This window comes from Streptomyces sp. NPDC046759, assembly GCF_040645475.1.
GTDB lineage: Bacteria > Actinomycetota > Actinomycetes > Streptomycetales > Streptomycetaceae > Streptomyces.
Genome location: NZ_JBEYYJ010000016.1, coordinates 155,791 through 181,358 on the forward strand (window position 1 = coordinate 155,791; position 25,568 = coordinate 181,358).

Consider the following 25,568-nt stretch of genomic DNA (forward strand, 5'->3'; position numbering starts at 1 on the left):
GCGGGCGAGCTTAGTCCGACCGGATCATCGCCGTGTCATATTCAGCAAGCACCTGAAATCGCCCGCACACCAGGAGTACGCTCGGCCCCATTTGCACGCTCGGCACCTATTCGAACACGTTCGGTGACTGGGCACGGGCATGCGAAAGTGACTCACCGTGATAAGTGAAAGGGGGCCCGAAAAGGGCCCCCACATCGTCACCGCACCGGCGGACCGGAGATCACCCGACCGACGAGTAGGCGACGACCCCCCGCAGCAACTGCTCGACGGCCTTGCGCGCGGCCTTCGCCACGGTCGACCCCTCGGAGGGCGCCGCCGCGGAGATCTGGCCCAGCACGTCGATGACCTGCTTGCACCAGCGCACGAAGTCACCGGCGGGCATGTCCGCCTCGCGCAGCACCTCGTCGAGCCCCTTGCCCGACGCCCACATGTACGCGGCCCAGGCGAAGCCGAGATCCGGCTCCCGCTGCCCGACGCCCTCAGTCTGGTTGATCCGGAACTCCTCCTCCAGGCCGTCCAGCCGGCCCCAGATCCGGACCATCTCCCCCAGCGCGGCCTTGGCCTTGCCGGAGGGCAGCTTGGGAGCCATCGCGTCGTCGCCGACGCGTGCCTCGTACACCAGCGCCGAGACGCAGGCCGCGAGTTCGGCCGGGCCGAGCCCCTCCCAGACCCGCTCGCGCAGGCATTCGCTGGCCAGCAGGTCGAGTTCGCCGTACAGCCGGGCGAGTCGCTTGCCGTGCTCGGTGACCTCGTCGCCGCGCAGGTAGTCCAACTCGGTCAGCAGGGCCACGATCCGGTCGAAGGTGCGCGCGATGGTGTTCGTACGGCCCTCGATACGGCGTTCCAGCTGCGAGGTGTCGCGCGACAGCCGGTGGTACCGCTCGGCCCAACGGGCATGGTCCTCACGGTCGTTGCAGCCGTGGCACGGGTGCGCGCGGATCGCGGTGCGCAGCCGGGCGATCTCGCGGTCGTCGGCGGCCTGCGAACGCTTCTTGCGGGCCCGCTCCGGCGGGATGTGCCCGGCCTTGCTGCGCAGCGCGGACGCCAGGTCCCGGCGGGACTGCGGCGAGCGTGGGTTGAAGGACTTCGGGATCCGCATCCGGTCCAGCGGCTCGACCGGCACCGGGAAGTCCATCGAGGCCAGCCGCTTGACCTGCCGCTCGGCGGTCAGCACCAGCGGGCGCGGCCCGTCGACGTGGTCGAAGCCGCGGTGGCCGTTGGAGCGGCCCGCGGGCAGTCCGGGGTCCAGTACCAGGGCCAGACCGGCGTACTTGCCCGTCGGGACGTGGATGACGTCGCCCGGCTTGAGCCGCTCCAGAGCGCTCGCCGCCTCCGCACGACGCTGGTCGGCGCCCTGCCGGGCCAGCTCGGTCTCCCGGTCCTTCAGCTCGCGGCGCAGCCGCGCGTACTCCTCGAAGTCGCCGAGGTGGCAGGTCATGGAGGCCTTGTAGCCGGCCAGGCCCTCCTCGTTGCGCTGCACCTGCCGGGAGATCCCGACGACCGACTTGTCGGCCTGGAACTGCGCGAACGAGGTCTCCAGCAGTTCCCGCGAGCGGTGCCGGCCGAACTGCTCGACCAGGTTGACCGCCATGTTGTACGACGGCTTGAAGCTGGAGCGCAGCGGGTACGTGCGCGTGCCCGCGAGACCGGCCAGGTGCTCGGGGCTCATACCGCGCTGCCAGAGCACGACCGCGTGGCCCTCGACGTCGATGCCGCGGCGGCCGGCGCGGCCGGTGAGCTGGGTGTACTCGCCCGGGGTGATGTCGGCGTGCTGCTCGCCGTTCCACTTGACGAGCTTCTCCAGCACCACCGAGCGGGCGGGCATGTTGATGCCGAGCGCGAGGGTCTCGGTCGCGAACACGGCCTTGACCAGGCCGCGTACGAACAGCTCCTCGACGACCTCCTTGAAGGTCGGCAGCATGCCCGCGTGGTGGGCGGCGATGCCCCGCTCCAGGCCCTCCAGCCATTCGTAGTAGCCGAGGACGTGCAGGTCCTCGGACGGGATGGAGGCGGTGCGCTCCTCCACCAGGGCGCGGACCTGTTCCCGCGCCTCCTCGTCGTTAAGCCTCAGGCCCGCGTACAGGCACTGCTGGACGGCCGCCTCGCAGGCGGCACGGCTGAAGATGAAGGTGATGGCCGGGAGCAGGCCCTCGGAGTCCAGGCGTTCGATGACCTCGGGGCGGCCCGGTGTCCACACGCGTGAACGCTGTCTGCGCTCCCGCTCCCGGTCGGCCTCGCGCATGGACCTGCCGCGTCTGCGGTCCTGGTACGACGGCCGGCTGGCCTCCATCCGGGCCAGGCGGACCAGGTCGGGGTTGACGGCCTTCTTGTGTCCCTCGCCCTCCTCGAACAGGTCGTACATCCTCCGGCCGGCGAGCACGTGCTGGAACAGCGGCACCGGCCGGTGCTCGGAGACGATCACCTCGGTGTCGCCACGGACGGTGTCCAGCCAGTCGCCGAACTCCTCGGCGTTCGAGACGGTCGCCGAGAGGGAGACCAGCGTCACCGACTCGGGCAGGTGGATGATCACCTCTTCCCAGACGGCGCCGCGGAAGCGGTCGGAGAGGTAGTGCACCTCGTCCATGACCACGTAACCGAGGCCGAGGAGGGTCTGCGAGCCGGCGTAGAGCATGTTCCGCAGGACCTCGGTGGTCATCACGACCACCGGGGCGTCGGAGTTCACGCTGTTGTCGCCGGTGAGCAGGCCGACCTTGCCGGTGCCGTAGCGGCGGCACAGGTCGGCGTACTTCTGGTTCGACAGTGCCTTGATGGGTGTCGTGTAGAAGCACTTCTTGCCCTGCTGCAGGGCCAGGTGGACGGCGAACTCGCCCACGATCGTCTTGCCCGAGCCGGTGGGGGCGGCCACCAGTACGCCCTTGCCCGCCTCGAGCGCCTGGCAGGCCTCGATCTGGAAGGGGTCGAGGCCGAAGTCGTACATCTCGCGGAAGGACGCGAGCGCGGTGGCCTGCTCGGCTGCCCGCCTGCGGGCTGCCGCGTACCGCTCGGCCGGTGAGAGGTCCTCTGTCATCGTGCTTTCGAGCGTACCGGGCCCCACTGACAACAGGACGATCATTATCCGGAACGTGGGCTGATCGACCGATCGACATGGACACCGCCGGGAAACCGCCCGAAGACGGATGCCCCCGTCCCTGAGGGCGGGGGCATCACGCGCTGCTCGATGGCGTGCGCGTCCGGTGACGCGCCAGGGCTCAGGTCACGTCGTCGTAGCCGTTGACCCGGTCCGTGCCGGCCTGCTCGGGCAGGGCCCGGTTGGCCGGGACGGGCTCGACCGCGCCGATGTCCTCGGGCGTGAGGTCGAGCTCGGAGGCCTCGTCGTCCGCCGGGCCCTCCGCCTCGCGGCGGCGCTTGCGCTTGTCGTTCGCCAGCGAGAACAGCACCGCGCCGAAGTACAGCACCCAGATCGGACCGGCGAGGGCCAGCATGGAGAGCGGGTCGGTGCTCGGCGTGGCCACGGCCGCGAAGATCGTGATGCCGAGGATCATGCCGCGCCACCAGCCGAGCATGCGCGTGCCGCTCAGTATCCCGGTGATATTGAGCATGATCAGCAGCAGCGGCAGCTCGAAGGAGAGACCGAAGACGATCACCATGCGCGTGACCAGCTGGAGCAGGTCGTCCAGCGGCAGCAGGTTCTTGATGCTGCCGGGCGGCGTGAACTGGATCAGCACCTTCGCCGTCGTGGGCAGCACCTTGTACGCGAAGAAGGCACCGGCGAAGAACAGCGGGGCGCCGGTGAAGACGAAGGCGTAGGCGTACTTCTTCTCGTGCCGGTGCAGGCCCGGCGCGACGAACGCCCACAGCTGGTAGAGCCAGATCGGCGACGCGGCGACGACGCCCGCCATCAGGGAGACCTGGAGGGCCAGCGTGAACGGGGCGAGGAGCCCGTTGATGGTGATCTCCGCACACTGGTGACCGCTCTTGGCCTTCGCCAGCTGTTCGAAGCTCTGTGCGCAACCGACCGAGTCGAGGATCGGCTTGGTCAGGAAGTTGATGATGTCGTTGTAGAAGAAGGCGGCGACGATCGTCACGACGACGATGGCCAGCAGCGCCTTCGCGAGCCGGTTGCGGAGCTCACGAAGATGATCCGCAAGGGGCATCCGCCCCTCGGGATCCTTCTCCTTCTTGCGGGCAGACTTGAGCAACCCACGTCCTCATCTCGTGCGGGAGGCCGGGGAGTTCCGGCCCTGCGTCAGCGCTGGGTGGTGTCCGTCGGCTCGTTGACCGGCCGCGAGCTCGTCACGTCGCCGGGGGCCGCCTGGATGGTGCGCTGGGACGCGGACTGCTCGTTGGAGGCGGGCGCCTGGGCGGAGGCGTTCGACTCCTCCTTCATCGCCTTGGCCTCGCTCTTGAGGATGCGCGCGGACTTGCCGAGCGAGCGGGCCATGTCCGGAAGCTTCTTCGCACCGAACAGCAGGACGATGACGACGAGGATGAGAATGATCTCGGGGGCTCCGAGCCTTCCGAACATAAGTCTTTACCTTCTCACCGAGGCGGCTGGGGGGGTGCTGTCCGACCAGTCGGACATGTGTCCGACGGTCCTGTTGACAGCGATCGTAACGCTCAGGGGTGAACGGGAGGCAATCCCCGTGCGTACGCCCGATCCACGGCACGGGCCTCGTTCTCCGCACCGCGACAAGCAGCGTACCTTTCCCGCTGGGCAGCATGACAGGGCGAAGCGACGCAAAGCGCTTGCCCCACGGGCCTCACGAGCAGCGTCCGTCGGAGGTCACAGCGCATCCACGGCACGGGCCGCGCTGGCCGCCGACCGCTCCAGGTCCTCGGCCGCCCTGTTGATACGGCGCGCCGAGTCCGCCACCTGCTGTCCGAGGCGCCGCGCCTCCAGAAAGACCCGGACGGCGAGCACCCCCAGCACCGCGAGACCCAGGAAACCCAACGCTACCGCGAACATCGGCCAGAACATGACGTCGAGACTAGACCGTCCGCGCCCGTGCGCCCCAGCCGCCCGCACCGCGGGGGCACCGGCGAGGATGCACACCGTGGAGTGCGGGCGCAGGATCCTCACACCGTGGAGTGCAGGCGCAGGGTCCGCACACCGCCACCGGTGAGGAGCTCGACGATGCGTTCCCCTGCGGGCTTGCGCACGGGGACGCCGCACTCGGGGCAGGTGAACGAGTAGAACGTCGTCCGGCTGGAGGCACCGATGGCGAGGCGCAGAGCGCTCGCGGCGAGCTCGAAGCGGCCCCGGCAGTCGGGGCAGCCCGCCTTGAACATGACGGGAACCACTCTCTTCATCCCGGCGAAGGCGGCCGCCACCGTCATCTCACCCGCACCGGACACCGGAGACTCGCTCACAGACCTCGCTCCTCTTTCTCTGGTCGTTCGCCTTCGGGCCGCCACCGGACCGGAGCGCACTTCACCAGCCCCGCAGGGGGCTACGGCGGCTCACTCCTGGCTCTCGGCCTGACCGTCGGTGACAGCCCGCACCCCGCCCGGTGGGCCGTCGTACGCCGCGAGCGCCTCGCGCGCCGCCCTGCGGGCGCTCTCGGCCAGGTCGGGCGGAGAGACGATCCGGCCGTCGCGGCCGAGCCGCAGCGCCAGCCGGCGCAGCGAGGCCGGATCGGGGGTGCGCAGAGTGATACGCAGTCCGCCGTCGGAAAGCTCATCGGCGCTGTCGTGCGGGTAGTACTCGGCCACCCAGCGGCCGCCCGGGCCGACCTCGACCACGACCTCCGGGTCCTCGGCGGCCGGCTGCACCAGCCCCTCGGACAGGTCCCGCAGCTCTATCTCGGGCGGCGCGGACGGCTCGTCCAGGACCCTGATCTCCGCCACCCGGTCGAGCCGGAAGGTGCGCCGGGCCTCGGAGCGCCGGCACCAGGCCTCGACATAGGTGTGGCCGACACTGACCAGGCGGATGGGGTCGATCTCGCGCTCGGTGACCTCGTCGCGGGCCGGGGAGTAGTAGCGGATCCACAGCCGGCGGCGCTCGGAGATCGCCCGGTCGACGTCGGCGAAGACACCGCCCTCGGACTCGAAGGTCACCGACAGCCGGGAGCTGGCGCCGGCGGCCTCACCGGCGGCGGTCTCCACCTTGGCGGTGGCCCGCAGCAGGGCCTGCCGGTCGCCCTCGCGCAGGCCCGGCAGGGTAGAGACCGCACGGGCGGCCACCAGCAGGGCCGTGGCCTCGTCGGCGGCGAGCCGCAGCGGCTCGGCCGCCTCCTCGCCGAGCGCGGCCGGGTTGTGCCACCAGATCCGCTCGCCGTCGGTGTCGATGTCCAGCAGGTCACCGCCGCGGAAGCTGGTGCCGCACATGGGCAGCAGATCGAGGTCGGCGACCAGCTCGTCCTCGGTGATGCCGAAGGCGCGGGCGACGTCCGCGATCCGCGCGCCGGGGCGCTCCCTGAGGTAGGTCACCAGGGAGAGCATCCGCCGGGTCTGGTCGATGGCGTTCACGGGCCTGACCGGTTTGCCTGCCACAGTTCCGCTCCCCCTGTCAGCCCTTGGCCACGGCACGCAGCCGGTCCACCACGTCCGCGCGCAGCTCGGCCGGCTCCAGGACCACCACGTCCGGCCCGAACTCCACCAGCCAGGCGTCCAGGCCGTGCCCGTACGGAATCTCCAACTCGTCCCAGCCGCCGCCGAGTTCCCGCACCCTGACGGCCTTCGCCCGAAGGGGGTAACCGGCACCGGAACGCAGCCGGATCAGCGCCGTGCCGTCGGCGATCTCGCCCGCCCAGCTCGCGACGGTCTCGCGCACCGTGACGACGTCGGGCACCGGCGCGGTGAAGCCGGTACCGCGGGAGCGGACCCGGCCGGTGATCCGGGACAGCCGGAAGACCCGCTCGGCACCCCGGTCCCGGTCGAAGCCGGCCAGGTACCAGTGGCCGCGCCAGCACTCGAGCGCCCACGGCTCCACGTTCCGGGGCTCGGGGTGCGCCGCGGAGGCCTTGCGGTAGTCGAAGAGGACCGGGCGGCGGTCCCGGCAGGCCAGCATCAGCGGCTCGAAGGCGGCCTCGTGCACCGGGATGCGGGGCTCCAGGGCGCCGTGCGCCTCGTACGGGTCGACGCCCTCGGGCAGGCCCGCGGCGCGCAGCTTCTGCAGGGCGCCGCTGGCCGCGCCGGCGAGCCGGGCCTGCTGCCACACCTTGGCGGCGAGCCCGAGCGCCGCGGCCTCCTCGGCGTCCAGAGTGATGGGCGGCAGCCGGTTGCTGTCGCGGCGGGCGAGATAGCCGACCTCGCCGTCCAGGTTCTCCACCGTCTCGATGACCAGGCCCAGCTCGCGCAGGTCGTCCTTGTCCCGCTCGAACATCCGGTTGAAGGAGTCGTCGCTGCCCGCTTCGAGGTAGGCCTCGATGGACTCGCGCAGCTCGCGCTTGCTGAGCGGCCGCCGTGTGCCGAGCAGACACAGCGCGAGATTCATCAGCCGCTCGGCCTTGGCAATGGCCATCGACGCCCTTCGCCTTCCCTCTGTTGCTTCCGACCGATGACCGTACCGCTCCGGGGTGCGCGGGGAAAAGCCGAGGGCCCATGCCCGAGCAGGCATGGGCCCCAGGTGATCGGATCCGGTCGGACCCGACCCGCCGATCAGATGTCGACCGGGTGGGCGACGGGCGCGGATCGGGCGGGGATCAGACGCCCAGCAGGTCCACCACGAAGATCAGCGTCTCGCCCGGCTTGATCGCCGGGGTCGGGCTCTGGTTGCCGTAGGCGAGGTGGGCGGGGATGGTCAGCTGGCGGCGGCCGCCGACCTTCATGCCCTGCACACCCTGGTCCCAGCCCGCGATGACCCGGCCCGCGCCCAGGGGGAAACGGAACGGGGTACCCCGGTTCCAGCTGGCGTCGAACTCCTCGCCGGTGCTGAAGGCGACACCCACATAGTGGACGGTGACGGTCTGACCCGCCTGCGCCACCGGCCCGTCGCCCTCCCAGATGTCCTTGATCTCGAGGTCCGCCGGGGGCTCGCCGCCCGGGAAGTCGATCTCGGGCTTCTCGATGCTCACGTCAAAAGCTCCTGCTTGTGTACGACACGAAACGCCGACAGTCTTTCATCTCCGCACCCCCACCGCCCGCAACGGACACCAGCGGTCACATCGCGGCGAGGATGTCCACCGTGAACACGAGCGTCGCGCCCTTCTTGATCACACCGCCGCTCGGCGGGTTGTCGCCGTAACCCAGCTCCGGCGGCACCACGACCAGCACCCGGCTGCCCACCTTCTTGCCGGTCAGCCCCTGCGCCAGCCCCTTCACCGCCTGCTGCATCTGCTCCAGCGAGAACTGGCTCAGCCGGCCCGAGCCATACGTCCGCTGGAAGGTCTTGCCGCCGTCCCACACCAGCCCCTGGAACTGGCACAGCACCGTCTGGTCCGCCTTCAGCGCGGGGCCGTCGCCCTCCAGGACGTAGGTGGACACGAGCTTCTTCGGCGGAGCGGTCTTCGGAACCGTCACCTTCGGGACGGTGCCGTCGGTGTTGGTGGCGACCTTCGGCAGAGCGGCGTCGGTCTGCGGGACCGGCTTGCCCTGTGCCGAGCTCTTCGAGTTGAACGAGTCGATCACGTCGATCACGAACACCAGCGTGTCCGTGCCCTTGATGCCCGCCTGCGGCTCACCCGACTTGCCGTACCCGTAGGCGGGCGGCACCGCGATCTGCACCCGGCTGCCGGTCTTCTTGCCCGTCAGCGCATACCGCCAGCCGTCGATGACCGTGCCCTGGGCGAGCTGCAGGATCAGCGGACGCCCCTTGTCGTAGGAGTTGTCGAAGACCTTGCCCGTGGACCAGATCTGACCCAGGTAGTTCGCCTGGACGAAGTCGTTCTCCACGACCGTACGACCACTGCCCGCGATCACCGTCTTCACGGCCAGGTCCTTCGACGGCTCCCCCGGTCCCTTGGCCACGGTCGGCTTCTCACCGAACTTCGTGCCCGCCGTGATCGCCGGCAGCGGACCCTCCACGATCTTCGGCGGCGGCGCCGAGGACACCGACGGCGACGGCGAGGCACTGGCCTTGCCGGAGTTGGACTTGCCGCCGCCGCATCCGGCGAGCGTGACCAGTCCTGCGGGAACGGCGGCGAGGAGGAGTGAACGTCGGCGCACGGAAGAGCCTCGTAATCGGTCGGTCGGATGGCGTGCGCGCAACTCTACGACGTGAGGAGGGCGCCGTACGTCAAACGTACGACGCCCGTGTGGCGTTCCGGCATTTCGGCGCCCGAACGCTTGACTCAGCGCCTTTCGCTACATTCCGGCAATCAGCTTCTCCACCCGGTCGTCCACCGAACGGAACGGGTCCTTGCACAACACCGTGCGCTGTGCCTGGTCGTTGAGCTTCAGATGGACCCAGTCCACCGTGAAGTCCCTGCGCTGCTCCTGTGCCCGCCGGATGAAGTCACCGCGCAGCCGGGCCCGAGTGGTCTGCGGCGGAACGGACTTGCCCTCGAAGATCTTCAAGTCGTTGCAGACGCGGGCCGCTTGCCCCTTCTTCTCCAGCAGGTAGTACAGGCCACGACGGCGGTGGATGTCGTGGTAGGCGAGGTCTATCTGGGCGACCCGCGGATGCGACATCGTCATGTTGTGCTTGGCCCGGTACCGCTCGATGAGCTTGTACTTCATCACCCAGTCGATCTCGGTGGCGATCCGGTCCAGCTCCTCGGTCTCGATCGCGTCGAGGGTGCGGCCCCACAGCTCCAGGACCTGCGCCACCGTGCCGGTGCGGATCCCGCGCCGGTCGCAGAAGTCCACGGCCTTGTCGAAGTACTCGCGCTGCACCTCCAGGGCGGAGGCCTCCCGGCCACTGGCCAGGCGCACCTTGCGCCGGCCGGTGATGTCGTGACTGACCTCGCGGATGGCCCGGATCGGGTTCTCCAGCGTGAGGTCACGCATCACCGTGCCCGCCTCGATCATGCGCAGCACCAGATCGGTCGCGCCGACCTTCAGCAGCATCGTCGTCTCGGACATGTTCGAGTCGCCGACGATGACATGCAGCCGGCGGTACCGCTCCGCGTCCGCGTGCGGCTCGTCACGCGTGTTGATGATCGGCCTCGAACGGGTCGTCGCCGAGGAGACACCTTCCCAGATGTGCTCCGCGCGCTGACTCACGCAGTACACGGCGCCGCGCGGGGTCTGCAGCACCTTCCCGGCACCGCACAGCAGCTGCCGGGTCACCAGGAACGGGATGAGGATGTCCGCCAGCCGGGAGAACTCACCGTGGCGTGCCACCAGATAGTTCTCGTGGCAGCCGTAGGAGTTGCCCGCCGAGTCGGTGTTGTTCTTGAACAGGTAGACGTCGCCCGCGATTCCCTCCTCGTGCAGGCGTCGTTCCGCGTCCACCAGGAGTCCTTCGAGAATGCGCTCGCCGGCCTTGTCGTGGGTGACCAGTTCGATCACATTGTCACATTCGGGTGTCGCGTATTCCGGATGTGAGCCCACGTCGAGATAGAGCCGGGCGCCGTTTCGCAGAAAGACATTGCTGCTGCGGCCCCATGACACGACACGGCGGAAGAGGTACCGCGCCACCTCGTCAGGCGACAGGCGGCGCTGTCCCCTGAACGTGCACGTGACGCCGTACTCGTTCTCCAGCCCGAAAATGCGGCGGTCCATGAGTGAACATTACGCCCGATCCCCCGAGCTGAAACGGGGTTCGGCAGCACGATTTGGATCATTTTCCGATGAAGACGCAACGACCCCGCCCAGCGCGGGAGCTGCGAGGACCCGCCCCGTCGCCAGCAGCACCAGCAACGACACGGCCCCCGCCGCCCCCGGAACCGCGAAACCCCACACCGTGCCACCGGCCTGGACCACCGGCCCCGCCACCCCCGTCCCCACCGAGGCACCCACCGTGAACGTCGTCACGAGCCAGGAGAAGGCCTCGGTGACCGTTCCGCTCGGCGCGTGCCGGTCCACGATGATGAACGCGCATGCGATGCACGGCGCCAGGAACACCCCCGAGACCACGGCGAGCAGCACCATCGCCACCGCGTCCGGGACGAGCATCAGCGGCAGGTAACACACCGCCAGAAGAGCCACCAGCACCCGCAGTCGCCGCTCGGGGGAACCCGTCCACCGGCGGGCGCCGTACACCGTGCCACCGACGAGCGCGCCCAGTCCGAGCCCCGCCATCATCCAGCCGTACACCGCGTCACCGCCGTGACCGTCGGCGTACGACACCGACGCCACCGTGATCGAGCCCAGTGCGATACCGACGAACAGGAAGGCCCCGAGCAGGGCGAGCAGCCCGGGCGAGCGCAGCGCACCGAGCCAGTGCGCCTCCCGCGGAGCCGACCGCCACGCGCGCGACGGCGGCGACACCACCACCGAGAGCGCACCCAGCACACCCAGCAGGTTCAGCACGAGCAGAGCCGCACGCTCGTCCCACAGCGACACGCACAGCGTCACCAGCAGTGGCCCCACCGTGAACATGATCTCCTGCGCGACCGCGTCCATGGCGTACGCGGTGTGCACCTGTTCCTCCCGCCGCAGCACCGACGGCCACAGCGCACGCAGGCCCCCTTCCAGCGGCGGCGCGAACAGACCGGCCGCCGCCACCGCCGCGTACGCCGTCGGCAGCGGGTCCGTGCCAGAGAAGGCGAACAGCGTCATCGACAGGGCCGCGAGGACAGCAGCCGGCAGCTGGACCCGCGGCTGGCCGTACAGATCCACGAGCCGCCCCAGCACCGGCTGGCCGACGGCGTTGGCCACGCCGTACACGGCCGCCAGAGCGCCGGCCAGGCTGTACGTACCGCCCTCGGCGCGCACGAACAGCACCAGTGCGATCGCGGCGGTCGCGTTCGGCAGCCGGCCCACGAGGGTGCCGGTCAGCAGCCGCAGCGCGTGCCGCGCCCGGAGTATCTCCAGGTAGCCCGTGGCCATGTGCCGCCCTCCAGCCTGACGTTTTACGTATAACTTCCGTGGTCATACGTACCATGTGCGCTGTTCAGACGTCCAGACGAAGAGGCAGGCCCACCGTGGCACGCAGCAGCACGCGCCCGACCAGCCGGGACGTCGCCCAGGCGGCCGGAGTCTCGCAAGCCGCCGTCTCGCTGGTCCTGGGCGACAAATGGCGCGGCCGAGTCTCGGAAACCACCGCCGAACGCGTCCGCGACGCCGCACGCGAACTCGGCTACCGCCCCAACCTCGCCGCCCGCAACCTCCGCCTCGGCCGCACCCGCACCGTCCTCCTCGTGGTACCCGCCCTCACCACGGAATTCTTCGCCGGCGTCTACACCGGCGCCGCCCGCGTGGCCGCCGAGAACGGCTTCGGCGTCGTCCTCTACCCCTCCCCCGAAGGCATCGGTCCGGCCCGCGACCCCTTCGCCTCCGCGCAGGCCGCCCTCGACGGCGTCATCGCCTCCTCCATGGCCGCCGACGCCCTCACCGCCATCCGCGGCGACCAGCTGCCCCTCGTCATGCTCGACAGCGACCCCCGAGGCAGCCTCGGCGCCGCCACCGTCAACCTGGACATCGCCGACGGCTTCCGCCAGATCGCCGAGCACCTCCTCGGCCTCGGCCACCGCCGCATCCTGCACCTCGCCGCCGACGTTCCCTCCTGGACCTTCGAGGTACGCGCGCGCGAGCTGGCGGCACGCCTGGGGGCGGTCCCTGGGGCAGAGGTGCGCACCGCACGCGCACCGATCTCCATCGAGGGGGCGCTGGCCGCCACCGTGACGGCCCTGGCCTCACCGCGCACCCGCCCGACCGCGATCGTCTGCGACGACGACAAACTCGCCGCCGGTGCCTACAAGGCCCTGCGCCGCCTCGGCCTGCGGGTGCCGGACGACGTCTCGGTCACGGGCGTGGACGACCTCGGCCTGGCCACCGCCATCGACCCCGAGCTGACCACCGTACGGCTGGACGCCGAGCTCTTCGGCGAACGCGGCATGGGCGCCCTGCTGGCCGTCCTGGACGGCCGCGAGCCGGAGGGCGGGGACATCCCCGTCCAACTGGTCGTCCGGGGCTCCACGGCACCCCCACGGGCGGCCCAGGCACCCCAGTGACCCACGGGAACGCCGTGTGCCCCGGCCAGGAGGACGGCCGGGGCACACACGAGCAGGCGATCCGCGCGGGTCACTCCTCCTCGGAGTTCTCCTCCTCGGCACTCTCCGCCTCGGTGACCGCGCCGTCCGCCGCCAGCAGACGCGACAGCTGACGGCCCACGATGCGCTTGAACTTGCGCTTCTGCGGACGCGTACGATCCAGCACCGCCACCTCGAGACGCTCCGCGGGAATCTCCCGCTCACTGCCGTTCGTGTCCCGGGACAACGCCTGCACGGCCAGCTTCAGCGCCTCCGCCAGACTCATGCCGTCACGATGACGCTGATCGAGGAAACTGCTGATCTGCTCCGCGTTGCCACCGACCGCCACCGAGCCGTGCTCGTCCACGATGGAGCCGTCGTGCGGCAGCCGATAGATCTGGTCGCCCTCCGGGGTCTCCCCCACCTCGGCCACGACCAGCTCCACCTCGTACGGCTTCTCGGCTGCGGAGGAAAAAATCGTACCGAGCGTCTGGGCGTAGACGTTCGCCAGACCACGGGCCGTCACATCATCACGGTCATAGGTGTAACCCCGCAGGTCGGCATACCGCACGCCACCGATCCGCAGGTTCTCGTACTCGTTGTACTTGCCGGCGGCCGCGAAACCGATCCGGTCATAGATCTCGCTGAACTTGTGCAGCGCACGGGACGGGTTCTCACCGACGAACACGATGCCGTCGGCAAACTGCATGACCACCAGACTGCGGCCACGGGCGATGCCCTTCCGGGCATACTCCGCCCGGTCGGCCATGGCCTGCTGGGGTGAGACATAGAACGGCGTCGACACCGGTTATCCGTCCCTTTCTGTCATGGTCACTGGATCACCTCTATAAGAACCGGGGCCCGCCTTCAGAGCAGGGCGGCCTTGGGACCGTCGGGCTCCTCCAGGCGCTTCTGCAGCACCGCCCGCGCGATCCCGGAGGACTCCTCCTCCGTCAGCCGGCGGAAACCGTCCTCGGTGATCACGGTGATGATCGGGTAGATCCGGCGGGCGACATCGGGACCACCGGTCGCCGAGTCGTCGTCGGCCGCGTCGTACAGAGCCTGCACCACCAGCGTGGTCGCCTGCTCCTCGGTCAGATCGTCACGGAACAGCTTCTTCATCGCACCACGCGCGAAGATCGAGCCCGAACCCGTCGCCGCGAAGTTGTGCTCCTCGCTGCGCCCACCCGTGACGTCGTAGGAGAAGATGCGTCCCCGCTCCCGGTCCAGGTCATAGCCGGCGAACAGCGGCACGACCGCCAGACCCTGCATGGCCATGCCCAGGTTCGACCGGATCATCGTCGACAGCCGGTTCGCCTTGCCCTCCAGCGACAGCTGCGCGCCCTCGACCTTCTCGAAGTGCTCCAGTTCCAGCTGGAAGAGCTTGACCATCTCCACGGCCAGACCTGCGGTGCCGGCGATACCGACGGCCGAGTACTCATCGGCCGGGAACACCTTCTCGATGTCCCGCTGAGCGATGACGTTGCCCATGGTGGCGCGACGGTCACCGGCCAGGACCACGCCTCCGGGGAACGTCACGGCGACGATGGTCGTGCCGTGCGGCGCCTCGAGCACGCCCTGCGTGGGCGGCAGCTGCCGCTTGCCGGGCAGCAGCTCGGGCTGGTGCTCGGCAAGGAAGTCCATGAAGGAGGAGGACCCTGGCGTCAGGAAGGCAGCCGGCAGACGCCCGGTGCTACGAGTGTTGGCTTCCACGCGTTTCCTTCCACGTATGCAGCAGCCCGTCTTATGGCCTCGGGCTGATCCTTGAACTGCCCCAGTGCGGCATTGCAGCTGAAGCACAGTACGCCACGGACCCTACCCGTCTTGCGGCAGTGATCCACATGCTCGGCAGGGGCGGCAAGGCATAGACAGCAGAGGCGCCGCTGCTCCGCGACCAGCGCATCCAACTCGGCGGGAGTGAGACCGTACTTGCGCTTGAAGCAGCTGACCCGGTTCCGCTCGGCGCGGCACTCGCGGCAGTACCTTCCCCTTGGCCTCCTGGCGCTGCCGGCAGTACTCAGCAGAGCACTTCCGGCAGTGAGCCCGGAGGCCGTCGGGCATCGACCTGTTGCCGGCGAAGGCCGACCGCGGCAGATCCCGCTTGCACCGCGAACGCCTCGCCCCCGAGGCTTCCGCCACCCGAACTCCCCGCCCACCTTCAGATCGAAGGTAAAGAGTGTCTACTGCCCACCCTTCTGAACGAAGGACCTCACGAAATCCTCTGCATTCTCTTCGAGAACGTCATCGATCTCGTCGAGGACGGAGTCCACGTCGTCGCTCAGCTTCTCGTGCCGCTCCTTGAGGTCCTCCTGGGCCTGCGCGTCCTGCGCCTGCTCCTCGACCTCTTCGGTCGCGCGCGTGGCCTTCTGCTGACCGCCGCCGGTGTCCTTGGTTGCCATAACCCTCACCCCGCTCAGTTCGCCTGCCGATCGGTGATGATCAGACCCTACAAGCCGGGTCCGACATCGGCCCCGCAGTTTCTCCAACGTACGGGGGCCATCTCGATGATTCCCGGGCGGTGGGACTTCCACCCTGCCGCCCGGGCCGCACCGAGTACCCCCCTGGCTCGCTCAGCCGCCGGACAGGACCCTGACCAGGTCTTCCGCGGTGCGGCAGCGGTCCAGCAGTTCCTTGACGTGATTTCGCGTTCCGCGTAGCGGTTCCAGGGTTGGGACGCGCTGGAGCGAGTCCCGGCCCGGGAGGTCGAAGATGACCGAGTCCCAGCTCGCCGCGGCGACGTCGTCGGCGTACTGCTCCAGGCAGCGGCCGCGGAAGTAGGCGCGGGTGTCCTCCGGGGGCTTGGTGCGGGCCCTGTCGACCTCGGACTCGTCCAGCAGGCGCTTGATGCGGCCGCGGGCCACGAGGCGGTTGTAGAGGCCTTTCTCGGCGCGCACGTCGGCGTACTGGAGGTCGACGAGGTGGAGGCGCGCGGCGTCCCAGTCGAGGCTGTCGCGGCGGCGGTAGCCCTCCATGAGTTCGCGTTTGGCGACCCAGTCCAGTTCGCCGGCGAGGCTCATGGGGTCGTTCTCGAGCCTGGTGAGGGTGTCCTCCCAGCGGGCGAGGACGTCCTTGGTCTGGTCGTCGGCATCGGCCCCGTAGCGTTCCTCGACGTACTTGCGCGAGAGCTCGTAGTACTCCATCTGGAGCTGGACGGCGGTGAGGGTGCGCCCGCTGCGGAGGGTGACCAGGCGTTTCAGCGAGGGATCGTGCGAGACCTGGTGCAGGGTGCGTACCGGCTGGTCGACGGCGAGGTCGACGGCGATGAAGCCGTCCTCGATCATGGCGAGGACCAGGGAGGTGGTGCCGAGCTTGAGGTAGGTCGAGATCTCCGAGAGGTTGGCGTCGCCGATGATCACGTGGAGGCGGCGGTACTTCTCGGCGTCGGCGTGGGGTTCGTCGCGCGTGTTGATGATGGGCCGTTTGAGTGTTGTCTCGAGGCCCACCTCGACTTCGAAGTAGTCGGCGCGCTGGCTGATCTGGAAGCCGTGTTCATGGCCGTCCTGGCCGATGCCGACACGGCCGGCGCCGGTGAAGACCTGGCGCGAGACGAAGAAGGGGGTGAGGTGGCGCACGATGTCCGAGAAGGGGGTCTCCCGCTTCATCAGGTAGTTCTCGTGCGTGCCGTAGCTGGCGCCCTTGTTGTCGGTGTTGTTCTTGTACAGGTGGATGGGCTGGGCGCCGGGAAGCTGGGCGGCTCGTTCGGCGGCCTCGGCCATGATGCGTTCGCCGGCCTTGTCCCAGAGGACGGCGTCGCGCGGGTTGGTGACTTCGGGGGCGCTGTACTCCGGGTGGGCGTGGTCGACGTACAGTCGCGCACCGTTGGTGAGGATCACGTTGGCGAGGCCGATGTCCTCGTCGGTGAGCTGGCTGGCGTCGGCGGCCTCCCGGGCGAGGTCGAAGCCCCGGGCGTCCCGCAGCGGGTTCTCTTCCTCGAAGTCCCAGCGGGCCCGGCGGGCCCGGTGCATCGCCGCCGCGTAGGCGTTGACGATCTGGGACGAGGTGAGCATGGCATTGGCGTTGGGGTGGCCGGGGACGGAGATCCCGTACTCCGTCTCGATGCCCATTACTCGCCGTACGGTCATGCGGCCCTCCTTGCCCGGCGGCACCCTCGGTCGTGGGCGCCGCTCGCGTACCGCTGGCGCTCCGGTGCGTGTGCGGTGCCCGTCCCCGCACTGCGCGACTCGGCGGTAGGAACGAGCCTAGAACGCCTTTGCACTGGTGGGGAGATCATTTGCGTCATTGCCTGCTCCGGTCGTGGCCCGAAAAACAGTCGGCTGCGGGTACCCCGGTGTGGGCACCCGCAGCCGCCCTGTCCTTACAGGTACTGGCCGGTGTTCGCCACCGTGTCGATGGAGCGGCCGGTGTCTGCGCCCTGCTTTCCGGTGATGAGGGTACGGATGTAGACGATCCGTTCGCCCTTCTTTCCGGAGATGCGGGCCCAGTCGTCGGGGTTGGTGGTGTTGGGCAGGTCCTCGTTCTCCTTGAACTCGTCCACGCAGGCCTGGAGGAGGTGGGAGACGCGGAGGCCCTTCTGGCTCTTTTCGAGGAAGTCCTTGATCGCCATCTTCTTGGCGCGTCCGACGATGTTTTCGATCATGGCGCCGGAATTGAAGTCCTTGAAGTAGAGGACTTCCTTGTCTCCGTTGGCGTAGGTGACCTCCAGGAAGCGGTTCTCCTCGGATTCGGCGTACATCTGCTCGACCGCGGTCTGGATCATGGCCTGGACCGTGGCGGCCTTCTCGCCGCCGTGTTCCGCGAGGTCCTCCGCGTGGAGCGGGAGGCGCTCGGTGAGGTACTTGCCGAAGATGTCCTTCGCCGCTTCGGCGTCCGGGCGCTCGATCTTGATCTTCACGTCGAGCCGGCCGGGGCGCAGGATGGCGGGGTCGATCATGTCCTCGCGGTTGGAGGCGCCGATGACGACCACGTTCTGCAGGCCCTCCACGCCGTCGATCTCGGCGAGCAGCTGGGGGACGATGGTGTTCTCCACGTCCGAGCTGACGCCGGAGCCCCGGGTGCGGAAGAGCGACTCCATCTCGTCGAAGAAGACGATCACGGGGGTGCCCTCGCTGGCCTTCTCACGGGCACGCTGGAAGACGAGGCGGATCTGCCGCTCGGTCTCGCCGACGTACTTGTTGAGCAGCTCGGGGCCCTTGATGTTGAGGAAGAAGCTCTTGCCGGCGGCCTGGCCGGTGACCTCGGCGACCTTCTTGGCGAGCGAGTTCGCGACGGCCTTGGCGATGAGGGTCTTGCCGCAGCCGGGCGGACCGTAGAGCAGGACGCCCTTGGGCGGGCGCAGCTCGTGCTCCTTGAAGAGGTCGGGGTAGAGGTAGGGCAGCTCGACCGCGTCGCGGATCGCCTCGATCTGGTTGCCGAGGCCGCCGATGGCTTCGTAGCCGATGTCCGGGACCTCTTCGAGGACGAGTTCTTCGACCTCGCTCTTGGGCACGACCTCGTAGACGTAGCCGGAGCGGGGTTCGAGCAGGAGGGCGTCGCCGGGGCGGATGGTGACGTCCAGCAGCGGCTCGGCGAGCCGTACCACCCGTTCCTCGTCGGTGTGTCCCAGTACGAGGGCGCGCTCGCCGTCCTCGAGGATCTCCTTGAGGGTGACGATGTCGCCGACGCGCTCGAACTCCATGGCTTCGACCACGTTGAGCGCTTCGTTGAGCATGACTTCCTGGCCGCGCCGCATGTCGTCGAGGTCGACGCTGGGGCTGACGTTCACCCGGAGTTTGCGGCCGCCGGTGAAGATGTCGGCGGTGCCGTCTTCGTTGGCCTGCAGGAAGACTCCGAAGCCGGCCGGCGGCTGGGCGAGCCGGTCGACTTCCTCCTTGAGGGCCACGATCTGGTCGCGGGCCTCGCGGAGGGTGTTCGCCAGCCGTTCGTTCTGGGCGGACACGCCGGCCAGGTTGGTCTGCAGCTCGACGATCCGCTCTTCGAGAATCCTCGTGTGTCGCGGAGAGTCGGCGAGCTTGCGGCGCAGGACGGCGATCTCCTGCTCAAGGTAGGCGATCTGCCCGGACGGGTCGTCGGACCCTCGTCCCGGGCGGATGCCGCGGTTCATGTCGTCGTCGTGGGCTGCCACGGTCCTCACCTCCTCCAAGGGGAGCTGGACGCTTCCAGACCCTACCTGGGTGGGTGTCGATTGAAACCCCTAGATCACAGAGACTGTCAAGGTGTGTCGTCGGTCACCCGGTGCGCTCTCCCTCGCACGGAGGGAATACCCACTCAACGTGATGCGGAAGCAGCTTGTTCCGGGCATCGCGTGGTCAAAACCCTTCAGGAGTGGCCGGAGTTGTCCGTTCCGGGCTGGTGGGTCCGGACGCGGGCAGCCCGCGGGGCGCTTGCGCGGTTGTCACGCAGAGCGACGGCTGGGATGGAGGGCGTCACGGCCGGTGTGGCTTGAAAGTGGTGGGTGCCGGGGCCGGGACGTCTTTGTCCTGGTCGGGCCGCTGGTACCCGAGTGGGACGGGGTGGAAACCCGGTGCGGGGGAAGTGCGGTGGGGCGGCGGGGTGCGCTGGGGGCGGAGGTAGGGTCGGGAGTGTTCAACAGCCGCTGGTGCGGTACCGGCTGACCCTGCCGGTACCGGTTGCCTCCGGCGTTCCGACGGCAGGAGAGGTGACCGTGCAGCAGGAGGCCCCGGGCGGCGAGGCGCTGGAGGTCTGGATCGATCAGGATCTGTGTACCGGTGACGGGATCTGTGTCCAGTACGCCCCCGAGGTGTTCGAGCTGGACATCGACGGGCTGGCCTATGTGAAGGGCGCGGACGAGGAGCTGCTGCAGGCGCCGGGGGCGACGGTCCCGGTGCCGGTGCCGCTGCTCGTGGACGTGGTGGACTCGGCACGGGAATGTCCCGGCGAGTGCATTCATGTGCGCCGGGTTTCGGACAAGGTCGAGGTCTACGGGCCCGAGGTGGAGTGAGCCCGGGCCCGTGCCGGGTGCCGGAGGCCGCCGGATGTCAGACGCTGTGGGCGGCGGTGGGGGTGCTGCGGATGAACGCGCTGCCGTTCCAGTGCCACTTGGCCGGGGTTCTGACGTCGGGGCAGCAGTTGGGGACGGCGTCGGAGGAGTAGCCGAGCAGGGTGGCGCCGACTGTTCCGGAGCGAACGGAGAAGTCGGTGACGGTGAGCCGGTCCTTGGGGTCGACGAGGGTGGCGACGACGCGCGGCGTGGTGCTGTCCGGGGAACGGGTGAGGACGTAGACCGCGTCGGGTGGGGTGCCCATGGCGGAGTCGCAGTGGACCACTGCGACTGTTTCCGGTCTGCCGTCTCCGTCGAGGTCTCCGGTGGCTTTTTTGGCGACGACGACCTTGACCGGTCCGCACTGCAGCGGGAAGGCGACGCCGGTGGTGCTCGGCGGTGCGAGGGCCGCGGGGGCGGACTCGGTCCGGGTGCCGGTGGCGGCCTGGGCGGCCGTGGCAGATCCGGGTTGTACGACGGAGGAGAGGGCCACGACGCCGGCGACGGCGGTAGCGGTGGCGACCCAGTGGATGGGCCGGGTCTCGGTGTGGGCGAGCTCCGGAACGGCGGATTGCTGCACTAGGAGTGTCTCCTGTGAGGGCTGTGCCGGTGGGGTGGCCAGCATGGTGCCACACGTCACAGTGCGGGGGAACGGCGGGGTCCGGGATGTGCGCAGGCGGGCCGCGTGCGTGCGGGGGGGCGTACGGGTCGGGGGTGTGCGGGCCGCGGTGTGCTGTCAACGGGCGGGCGCCGTGCCCGAGTTCCCACCGGTGGGCGGGAACTCGGGCACGGCGCCCTTGCGTTGTGCGGGTGCGGGGTGGGTCAGCGGCCGGCGCCGCCGTCGGCGTTGGGTCCGGCGTAGTCCTCGCCGTAGGCGCCCTTGGCGGGGCGACGGCGGCGCATGGGCGGCTCGACTCCGTCGGCGAGGCGGCGGGCGGTGAGCAGGAAGCCGGTGTGGCCGATCATCCGGTGGTCGGGGCGGACGGCCAGGCCCTCGATGTGCCAGTTGCGGATCATGGTCTCCCAGGCGGTCGGCTCGTTGAAGCAGCCGATCTCGCGGATGGACTCCACGGTCCGGGCGAGCTGGGTGGTGGTGGCGACGTAGCAGCACAGGATGCCGCCCGGGACGAGCGCCTTGGAGACGGCCTCCAGGCACTCCCAGGGGGCGAGCATGTCGAGGATGACGCGGTCGACGTCGGTGTCGGACAGGTTGTCCTGGAGGTCGCCCACGGTGAGCTGCCAGGCCGGGTGGGGGCCGCCGAAGTAGCGCTCGACGTTCTGCTGGGCGATCTCGGCGAAGTCCTCGCGGCGCTCGTAGGAGTGCAGCATGCCCTGGTCGCCGATGGCGCGCAGCAGGAAGCTGCTGAGCGAGCCGGAGCCGACGCCGGCTTCCACGACGCGCGCGCCGGGGAAGATGTCGGCGAAGGCGAGGATCTGCCCCGCGTCCTTGGGGTAGACGACTGCTGCCCCGCGGGGCATGGACAGGACGTAGTCGGGGAGCAGGGGGCGCAGCGCGAGGTAGGCGACGTTGCCGGTGGTGCGGACAACGCTGCCCTCGGGAGCGCCGATCAGTTCGTCGTGCGGGAAGGAGCCCTTGTGGGTGTGGAAGTTCTTCCCGGCTTCGAGCGTGAACGTGTAGTGGCGACCCTTGGGGTCGGTCAGCTGTACCTGGTCCCCGACCTTGAAGGGCCCGCGCCTGCGGGCGGCACCGGTCGGTTCGGACATGTGAACAGCCTACCGGTTCCCCGCGGGGGGCTTGGCCGACGGAGGGGCTGCAGGGGCGGTGCGTGCGGAGGTACCGGTCGTCCGGGGCTTGTCGCGCAGTTCGCCGCGCCCCTGGCGGGTGGCTCTCCGGTGCAGGGCGCTAGGCGGCGGGCCTTGCCATCGCTCTGACGAAGGCTCGTTCCACGTCTGCCGCCGACAGGACGCCGTAGATCTCCCCCGTCTCCTCGACCACCAGGTATTCGGTGGCGGGGGTGGCGCGCAGGACGTCGAGGAGCTCCTCTCCGGCGAGCTCGGCGGAGACGCGCATGCCGTCGGTCAGTTCCTGGGCGAGGCCGCTGACCGGCACCCAGGGGCGGCGGTGTTCGGGTACGCCGACGATGGCGGACTCACGGACCAGGGAGATCGGGTTGCCGTGGGCGTCGACGACGACGAGGGCGCGGGCGCCGGCCGTGTTGGCGCGGCGGAGGGCCTCGGAGAGCGGGGTGTCGGTCTGGACGGGCACGGCGCGGCGGGTGAGGGTGCGGGCGCGCAGCTCGGGGAGGTGTTCGCGCAGGCGGGCCATGCGCAGGCTGTTGCCGGCGCCGGTCCAGATGATCGCGGCGAGGATGGCGGCGAGCAGGGCATCGGTGACGGTGTCCATGCCGCCGGTGTCGGTGTTGTTGCCGCCGAGGGCGCCGGACTGGTTGAGCAGGGGCAGACCGATGAGGACGGTGACGGCGAGGGCGCGGCCGACCCAGGCGGCGGCGACGGTGCCGCTCATGGGCCTGCCGGTGATCTTCCAGACGACGGCGCGCAGCATGCGGCCGCCGTCCAGGGGGAGGCCGGGCAGGAGGTTGAAGATCGCCACGATGAGGTTGGAGATCATCAGGCCGGCGAGGAGGACGCCGGGTACGGTGCCGGGCTCGACGGGCTTCATGGCGAGGTAGAACAGCCCGGCGAGGACGAGGGAGAGCAGCGGGCCGACGAAGGCCAGGACGAATTCGCGTCCCGGGGTCTCGGCCTCCTTCTCGATCTCGGAGACGCCGCCGAAGAACTGCAGCTGGATGCGTCGGACGGGGAGCTTGAAGCGGATCGCGGCCACGGTGTGGGCGAGTTCGTGGACCAGGACGGAGGCGTAGAAGGCGACGGCGAAGAAGAGGGAGACCAGGTAGCGGGCGGCGCCGAGCTCGGGCAGCACGCGGTCGAGCTGGCCGCCGAAGACCCAGGTGATCAGGGCGGCGACGAGGAACCAGCTCGGTGCCACATAGACCGGCACGCCGAACGGCCGGCCCATGAGGATGCCTCCGCCCGGCTCCTTGGGCCGTGGCTGTGGCGGCTCGCCCTTGGCGATGCCGGAGTGGGCGAGCGTCCGGTGTTCGGGGTGCGGGTCGTCGGGGTGGGTACCGGGGTCGTGGGCGGGGGGGTGCGTGCCGTCGCGGGTGCCGGGCTCGTGGGCCGCGCGGGCGTCCGGCCGGGCCGGGGGGTGCGTGCCGTCGCGGGGCGCGGTGCGGTCGTCACCGGCCGGGGGGTGCAGAGCGCGGGGCGGAATGCTGGTGCCGGGGGCCCCACTGCCGGTGGTGTGGGCGTCGCCCACGGCACTGTCGACGCCGGTGGTCGCCGATGCGCCGGGAGTGCCGCTGTCGCCCGGCTCGCCCGCCGGGTCGCTGACACCGGAGGTCTCCGGGCCGCCGCCACCAATGGCCTGCGGGCCGTCGGCGCCGGGGGGCGGCGTGGCCGTGTCGCCGGGGCTCTCCGGAGTGCCGGCCGTGGCATCGGCGTCCTGGGGGCCGGTTGTCGGGCCGTCGGGGCAGGTGGGATCGGCGGGGCGTGAGGGCCTCGGCCGGGCGGTGTGCTCGGCGTCGGCCGGGTCGTGGTCCGCGGTGGGCGTGCCGGGGTGGGGCTCCGGGCCGGCGGGGTGGGTGTGGTCGGTCGTCGGGGCCGTTGGACCTGCGGGGTGCTCGGCCGGCTCCTGGTTGCCGGACCGCGGCTGCCCGCTCGCGCCGCTCACGTCCACGGTGTCCCCTCGTTCGAAGCGTCTTCCGTACCTGCCGGACGGAAGGGTCTCTGGTCGATGGTATGCGGCCTTGGTGGCGCGTTTCGCCCCGGCACCCCTTGTGTTTGCCTCACGGACGGGGTGGCCGGGCAGGGGCGGCGGCTGGGTCACTGTCAGTGGTGGGCCGTAAGGTCTGGGGCATGGACAGCAGCATCGAGGACGCCGCCGCCCCACGGGGCGGCGCCGAGCAGACGGAACCGGCAAAGGCGCCGCAGCCGACGCCCCTGACGGCGCCGGTGCCGGGCCCGTCGACGCCTGTGGAGACGCCCGGGCCGGACTCGGCGGTGCCGGCCGCGCCCGGGTCCGGTGCGGAGTGGGTCGCCATAGCTCCGACGTCGCTGTCCCCGTCCCGGGCCGGTGATTTCATGCAGTGCCCCCTGCTGTACCGGTTCCGGGTGATCGACCGGCTGCCGGAGAAGCCGAGCGCCGCGGCGACCCGGGGCACCCTGGTGCACGCGGTGCTGGAGCGGCTGTTCGACGCGCCGGCGCCGGAGCGGACCGCGCCGCGGGCCAAGGCGCTGATCCCGGGGCAGTGGGAGCGGCTGCGGGAGAGCAGGCCGGAGCTGACGGAGCTGTTCGCGGACGATCCGGACGGGCAGCGGGTGGCCGGGTGGCTGGAGGAGGCCGAGCGGCTGGTCGAGCGCTGGTTCACGCTGGAGGACCCGACGCGGCTCGAGCCGGCCGAGCGGGAGCTGTTCGTGGAGGCCGAGCTGGATTCGGGACTGCGGCTGCGCGGGATCATCGACCGGGTGGACGTGGCGCCGACCGGTGAGGTGCGGATCGTCGACTACAAGACGGGGAAGGCGCCGAGGCCGGAGTATTCCGAGGGCGCGCTGTTCCAGATGAAGTTCTACGCCCTGGTCGTGTGGCGGTTGAAGCGGGTCGTCCCGCGCCGGCTGCAGTTGGTGTACCTGGGCAGCGGGGATGTGCTGACGTACGACCCGGTCCTCGCCGATCTGGAGCGGGTGGAGCGCAAGCTGCTCGCGCTGTGGGACGCCATCAGGCAGGCCACGGAGACCGGGGAGTGGCGACCCCGCCCGACGAAGCTGTGCGGGTGGTGCGACCACCAGGCGCACTGCCCGGAGTTCGGCGGCACTCCCCCGCCGTATCCGCTGCCGGTGAGGGCGGCCGAGTCCGGGAGCGTGCAGCAGGGCAGAATGGGCCCGGACTAGCGAAGGAGTCTCACGTGGCCATCCGTGTCCTACTGGTCGACGACCAGCCCCTGCTGCGTACCGGTTTCCGGATGATTCTGGAGGCCGAGCAGGACATCGCGGTCGTGGGCGAGGCCGGCGACGGTCTGCAGGCCCTCGATCAGGTGCGGGCCCTGCAGCCGGACGTGGTGCTGATGGACATCCGTATGCCGCGGATGGACGGGGTGGAGGCGACCCGGCAGATCACCGGGCCGGGCCGGGACGGTCCGGCGAAGGTGCTGGTGCTGACCACGTTCGATCTGGACGAGTACGTGGTGGAGGCGCTACGCGCCGGGGCGAGCGGGTTTCTGCTGAAGGACGCGCCCGCCAATGAGCTGGTGCAGGCCATCCGTGTGGTGGCGGCGGGTGAGGCGATGCTGGCGCCGAGCATCACACGCCGGCTGCTGGACAAGTACGCGGGGCATCTTCCCTCGGGTGAGGAGCCGGTGCCGGACACGCTGAACACCCTCACCGACCGTGAGGTGGAGGTGCTGAAACTGGTGGCGCGCGGCCTGTCCAACGCGGAGATCGCGGCCGATCTGTTCGTCAGCGAGACGACGGTGAAGACGCATGTGGGGCATGTGCTGACCAAGCTGGGTCTGCGGGACCGGGTGCAGGCGGCGGTGTACGCGTACGAGAGCGGTCTGGTGCGTCCCGGCGCGCAGTAGGCGAACGGTCCGCACCGC

The 25,568-nt window shown here is 70.0% G+C and carries 24 protein-coding genes; 4 read left to right on the plus strand and 20 right to left on the minus strand.

Annotation, left to right across the window (positions count from 1 at the left end; translation table 11 throughout):
• Positions 1 to 220: 220 nt before the first annotated feature.
• From ABZ919_RS22510 to ABZ919_RS22560, 11 genes are all read right to left on the minus strand, one after another.
• The gene (locus ABZ919_RS22510) at positions 221 to 3,073 is read right to left on the minus strand and encodes a DEAD/DEAH box helicase (RefSeq protein ID WP_361250527.1); all 2,853 of its coding nucleotides are present in this window, start codon (positions 3,071 to 3,073) and stop codon (positions 221 to 223) included.
• A 136-nt stretch (positions 3,074 to 3,209) separates the two neighbouring features.
• Complete coding sequence (gene tatC, locus ABZ919_RS22515) at positions 3,210 to 4,160, minus strand: twin-arginine translocase subunit TatC (RefSeq protein WP_361250530.1); 951 nt, start codon at positions 4,158 to 4,160, stop codon at positions 3,210 to 3,212.
• Positions 4,161 to 4,207: 47 nt separating this feature from the next.
• Positions 4,208 to 4,486, minus strand: a complete 279-nt coding sequence (gene tatA, locus ABZ919_RS22520; RefSeq protein ID WP_361250533.1) for a Sec-independent protein translocase subunit TatA — start codon at positions 4,484 to 4,486, stop codon at positions 4,208 to 4,210.
• Between the two features lie 258 nt (positions 4,487 to 4,744).
• On the minus strand, positions 4,745 to 4,939 hold the full coding sequence (locus tag ABZ919_RS22525; RefSeq protein WP_361250632.1) for a hypothetical protein: 195 nt from the start codon (positions 4,937 to 4,939) through the stop codon (positions 4,745 to 4,747).
• Between the two features lie 98 nt (positions 4,940 to 5,037).
• A complete protein-coding gene (locus ABZ919_RS22530; protein ID WP_361250635.1) occupies positions 5,038 to 5,298 on the minus strand; it encodes a hypothetical protein in 261 nt (86 codons plus the stop codon).
• A gap of 123 nt (positions 5,299 to 5,421) precedes the next feature.
• Positions 5,422 to 6,453, minus strand: a complete 1,032-nt coding sequence (locus tag ABZ919_RS22535) for a WYL domain-containing protein (protein ID WP_361250536.1) — start codon at positions 6,451 to 6,453, stop codon at positions 5,422 to 5,424.
• A gap of 16 nt (positions 6,454 to 6,469) precedes the next feature.
• Positions 6,470 to 7,423 (minus strand): WYL domain-containing protein, encoded by a 954-nt coding sequence (locus ABZ919_RS22540; RefSeq protein WP_361250539.1) that lies wholly within the window; start codon positions 7,421 to 7,423, stop codon positions 6,470 to 6,472.
• Positions 7,424 to 7,604: 181 nt separating this feature from the next.
• The gene (locus ABZ919_RS22545; protein WP_360161154.1) at positions 7,605 to 7,976 is read right to left on the minus strand and encodes an FKBP-type peptidyl-prolyl cis-trans isomerase; all 372 of its coding nucleotides are present in this window, start codon (positions 7,974 to 7,976) and stop codon (positions 7,605 to 7,607) included.
• Between the two features lie 85 nt (positions 7,977 to 8,061).
• Positions 8,062 to 9,066 carry an FKBP-type peptidyl-prolyl cis-trans isomerase gene (locus ABZ919_RS22550; protein ID WP_361250543.1) on the minus strand — a complete coding sequence of 335 codons (1,005 nt, stop codon included), beginning with the start codon at positions 9,064 to 9,066 and terminating at the stop codon, positions 8,062 to 8,064.
• A 138-nt stretch (positions 9,067 to 9,204) separates the two neighbouring features.
• Complete coding sequence (pafA, locus tag ABZ919_RS22555; RefSeq protein ID WP_361250545.1) at positions 9,205 to 10,566, minus strand: Pup--protein ligase; 1,362 nt, start codon at positions 10,564 to 10,566, stop codon at positions 9,205 to 9,207.
• Between the two features lie 9 nt (positions 10,567 to 10,575).
• Positions 10,576 to 11,835 carry an MFS transporter gene (locus ABZ919_RS22560; protein ID WP_361250548.1) on the minus strand — a complete coding sequence of 420 codons (1,260 nt, stop codon included), beginning with the start codon at positions 11,833 to 11,835 and terminating at the stop codon, positions 10,576 to 10,578.
• A 95-nt stretch (positions 11,836 to 11,930) separates the two neighbouring features.
• Between ABZ919_RS22560 and ABZ919_RS22565 the strand changes: the two genes are divergently transcribed.
• Positions 11,931 to 12,959 (plus strand): LacI family DNA-binding transcriptional regulator, encoded by a 1,029-nt coding sequence (locus tag ABZ919_RS22565; RefSeq protein WP_361250550.1) that lies wholly within the window; start codon positions 11,931 to 11,933, stop codon positions 12,957 to 12,959.
• Between the two features lie 70 nt (positions 12,960 to 13,029).
• Here ABZ919_RS22565 and prcA read toward each other — a convergent pair whose 3' ends face one another.
• From prcA to arc, 6 genes are all read right to left on the minus strand, one after another.
• Positions 13,030 to 13,782, minus strand: a complete 753-nt coding sequence (gene prcA / locus ABZ919_RS22570; RefSeq protein WP_361250553.1) for a proteasome subunit alpha — start codon at positions 13,780 to 13,782, stop codon at positions 13,030 to 13,032.
• Between the two features lie 62 nt (positions 13,783 to 13,844).
• Positions 13,845 to 14,690, minus strand: coding sequence for a proteasome subunit beta (gene prcB, locus ABZ919_RS22575; RefSeq protein WP_361250556.1), 846 nt, complete (start codon positions 14,688 to 14,690; stop codon positions 13,845 to 13,847).
• Positions 14,642 to 15,133, minus strand: a complete 492-nt coding sequence (locus tag ABZ919_RS22580; protein WP_361250559.1) for an endonuclease VII domain-containing protein — start codon at positions 15,131 to 15,133, stop codon at positions 14,642 to 14,644. The genes prcB and ABZ919_RS22580 overlap by 49 nt, the downstream gene beginning before the upstream one ends.
• Positions 15,134 to 15,157: 24 nt before the next feature.
• Positions 15,158 to 15,376 (minus strand): ubiquitin-like protein Pup, encoded by a 219-nt coding sequence (locus ABZ919_RS22585; RefSeq protein WP_361250560.1) that lies wholly within the window; start codon positions 15,374 to 15,376, stop codon positions 15,158 to 15,160.
• A gap of 171 nt (positions 15,377 to 15,547) precedes the next feature.
• Positions 15,548 to 17,059: a depupylase/deamidase Dop gene (gene dop, locus ABZ919_RS22590; protein WP_361250563.1), complete on the minus strand. Its 1,512-nt coding sequence runs from the start codon at positions 17,057 to 17,059 to the stop codon at positions 15,548 to 15,550.
• A gap of 233 nt (positions 17,060 to 17,292) precedes the next feature.
• Positions 17,293 to 19,059, minus strand: a complete 1,767-nt coding sequence (arc, locus tag ABZ919_RS22595; protein WP_361250564.1) for a proteasome ATPase — start codon at positions 19,057 to 19,059, stop codon at positions 17,293 to 17,295.
• A 534-nt stretch (positions 19,060 to 19,593) separates the two neighbouring features.
• Here arc and ABZ919_RS22600 point away from each other — a divergent pair.
• Positions 19,594 to 19,896: a ferredoxin gene (locus ABZ919_RS22600; protein ID WP_361250567.1), complete on the plus strand. Its 303-nt coding sequence runs from the start codon at positions 19,594 to 19,596 to the stop codon at positions 19,894 to 19,896.
• Between the two features lie 37 nt (positions 19,897 to 19,933).
• Here ABZ919_RS22600 and ABZ919_RS22605 read toward each other — a convergent pair whose 3' ends face one another.
• The 3 genes from ABZ919_RS22605 to ABZ919_RS22615 all read right to left on the minus strand — a co-directional run bounded on the left by ABZ919_RS22605 (position 19,934) and on the right by ABZ919_RS22615 (position 23,653).
• Complete coding sequence (locus ABZ919_RS22605; RefSeq protein WP_361250569.1) at positions 19,934 to 20,515, minus strand: hypothetical protein; 582 nt, start codon at positions 20,513 to 20,515, stop codon at positions 19,934 to 19,936.
• A gap of 242 nt (positions 20,516 to 20,757) precedes the next feature.
• Positions 20,758 to 21,660 carry a tRNA (adenine-N1)-methyltransferase gene (locus tag ABZ919_RS22610; RefSeq protein ID WP_351549202.1) on the minus strand — a complete coding sequence of 301 codons (903 nt, stop codon included), beginning with the start codon at positions 21,658 to 21,660 and terminating at the stop codon, positions 20,758 to 20,760.
• 139 nt (positions 21,661 to 21,799) lie between these two features.
• A complete protein-coding gene (locus ABZ919_RS22615; RefSeq protein ID WP_361250573.1) occupies positions 21,800 to 23,653 on the minus strand; it encodes a site-2 protease family protein in 1,854 nt (617 codons plus the stop codon).
• Positions 23,654 to 23,832: 179 nt separating this feature from the next.
• Between ABZ919_RS22615 and ABZ919_RS22620 the strand changes: the two genes are divergently transcribed.
• Both ABZ919_RS22620 and ABZ919_RS22625 read left to right on the plus strand, forming a co-directional pair.
• Positions 23,833 to 24,864 carry a PD-(D/E)XK nuclease family protein gene (locus ABZ919_RS22620; protein ID WP_361250576.1) on the plus strand — a complete coding sequence of 344 codons (1,032 nt, stop codon included), beginning with the start codon at positions 23,833 to 23,835 and terminating at the stop codon, positions 24,862 to 24,864.
• 14 nt (positions 24,865 to 24,878) lie between these two features.
• The gene (locus ABZ919_RS22625; protein WP_055703620.1) at positions 24,879 to 25,550 is read left to right on the plus strand and encodes a response regulator transcription factor; all 672 of its coding nucleotides are present in this window, start codon (positions 24,879 to 24,881) and stop codon (positions 25,548 to 25,550) included.
• Positions 25,551 to 25,568: the final 18 nt, after the last annotated feature.

Bases quoted from the DNA above. Each gene is read 5' to 3' on its own strand.
- ABZ919_RS22510 (WP_361250527.1), bottom strand. From the start codon at position 3,073: ATGATCGTCCTGTTGTCAGTGGGGCCCGGTACGCTCGAAAGCACGATG.
- tatA (WP_361250533.1), bottom strand. From the start codon at position 4,486: ATGTTCGGAAGGCTCGGAGCCCCCGAGATCATTCTCATCCTCGTCGTC.
- ABZ919_RS22525 (WP_361250632.1), bottom strand. From the start codon at position 4,939: ATGTTCTGGCCGATGTTCGCGGTAGCGTTGGGTTTCCTGGGTCTCGCG.
- ABZ919_RS22530 (WP_361250635.1), bottom strand. From the start codon at position 5,298: ATGACGGTGGCGGCCGCCTTCGCCGGGATGAAGAGAGTGGTTCCCGTC.
- ABZ919_RS22540 (WP_361250539.1), bottom strand. From the start codon at position 7,423: ATGGCCATTGCCAAGGCCGAGCGGCTGATGAATCTCGCGCTGTGTCTG.
- pafA (WP_361250545.1), bottom strand. From the start codon at position 10,566: ATGGACCGCCGCATTTTCGGGCTGGAGAACGAGTACGGCGTCACGTGC.
- ABZ919_RS22560 (WP_361250548.1), bottom strand. From the start codon at position 11,835: ATGGCCACGGGCTACCTGGAGATACTCCGGGCGCGGCACGCGCTGCGG.
- ABZ919_RS22585 (WP_361250560.1), bottom strand. From the start codon at position 15,376: ATGGCAACCAAGGACACCGGCGGCGGTCAGCAGAAGGCCACGCGCGCG.
- dop (WP_361250563.1), bottom strand. From the start codon at position 17,059: ATGACCGTACGGCGAGTAATGGGCATCGAGACGGAGTACGGGATCTCC.
- ABZ919_RS22610 (WP_351549202.1), bottom strand. From the start codon at position 21,660: ATGTCCGAACCGACCGGTGCCGCCCGCAGGCGCGGGCCCTTCAAGGTC.
- ABZ919_RS22620 (WP_361250576.1), top strand. From the start codon at position 23,833: ATGGACAGCAGCATCGAGGACGCCGCCGCCCCACGGGGCGGCGCCGAG.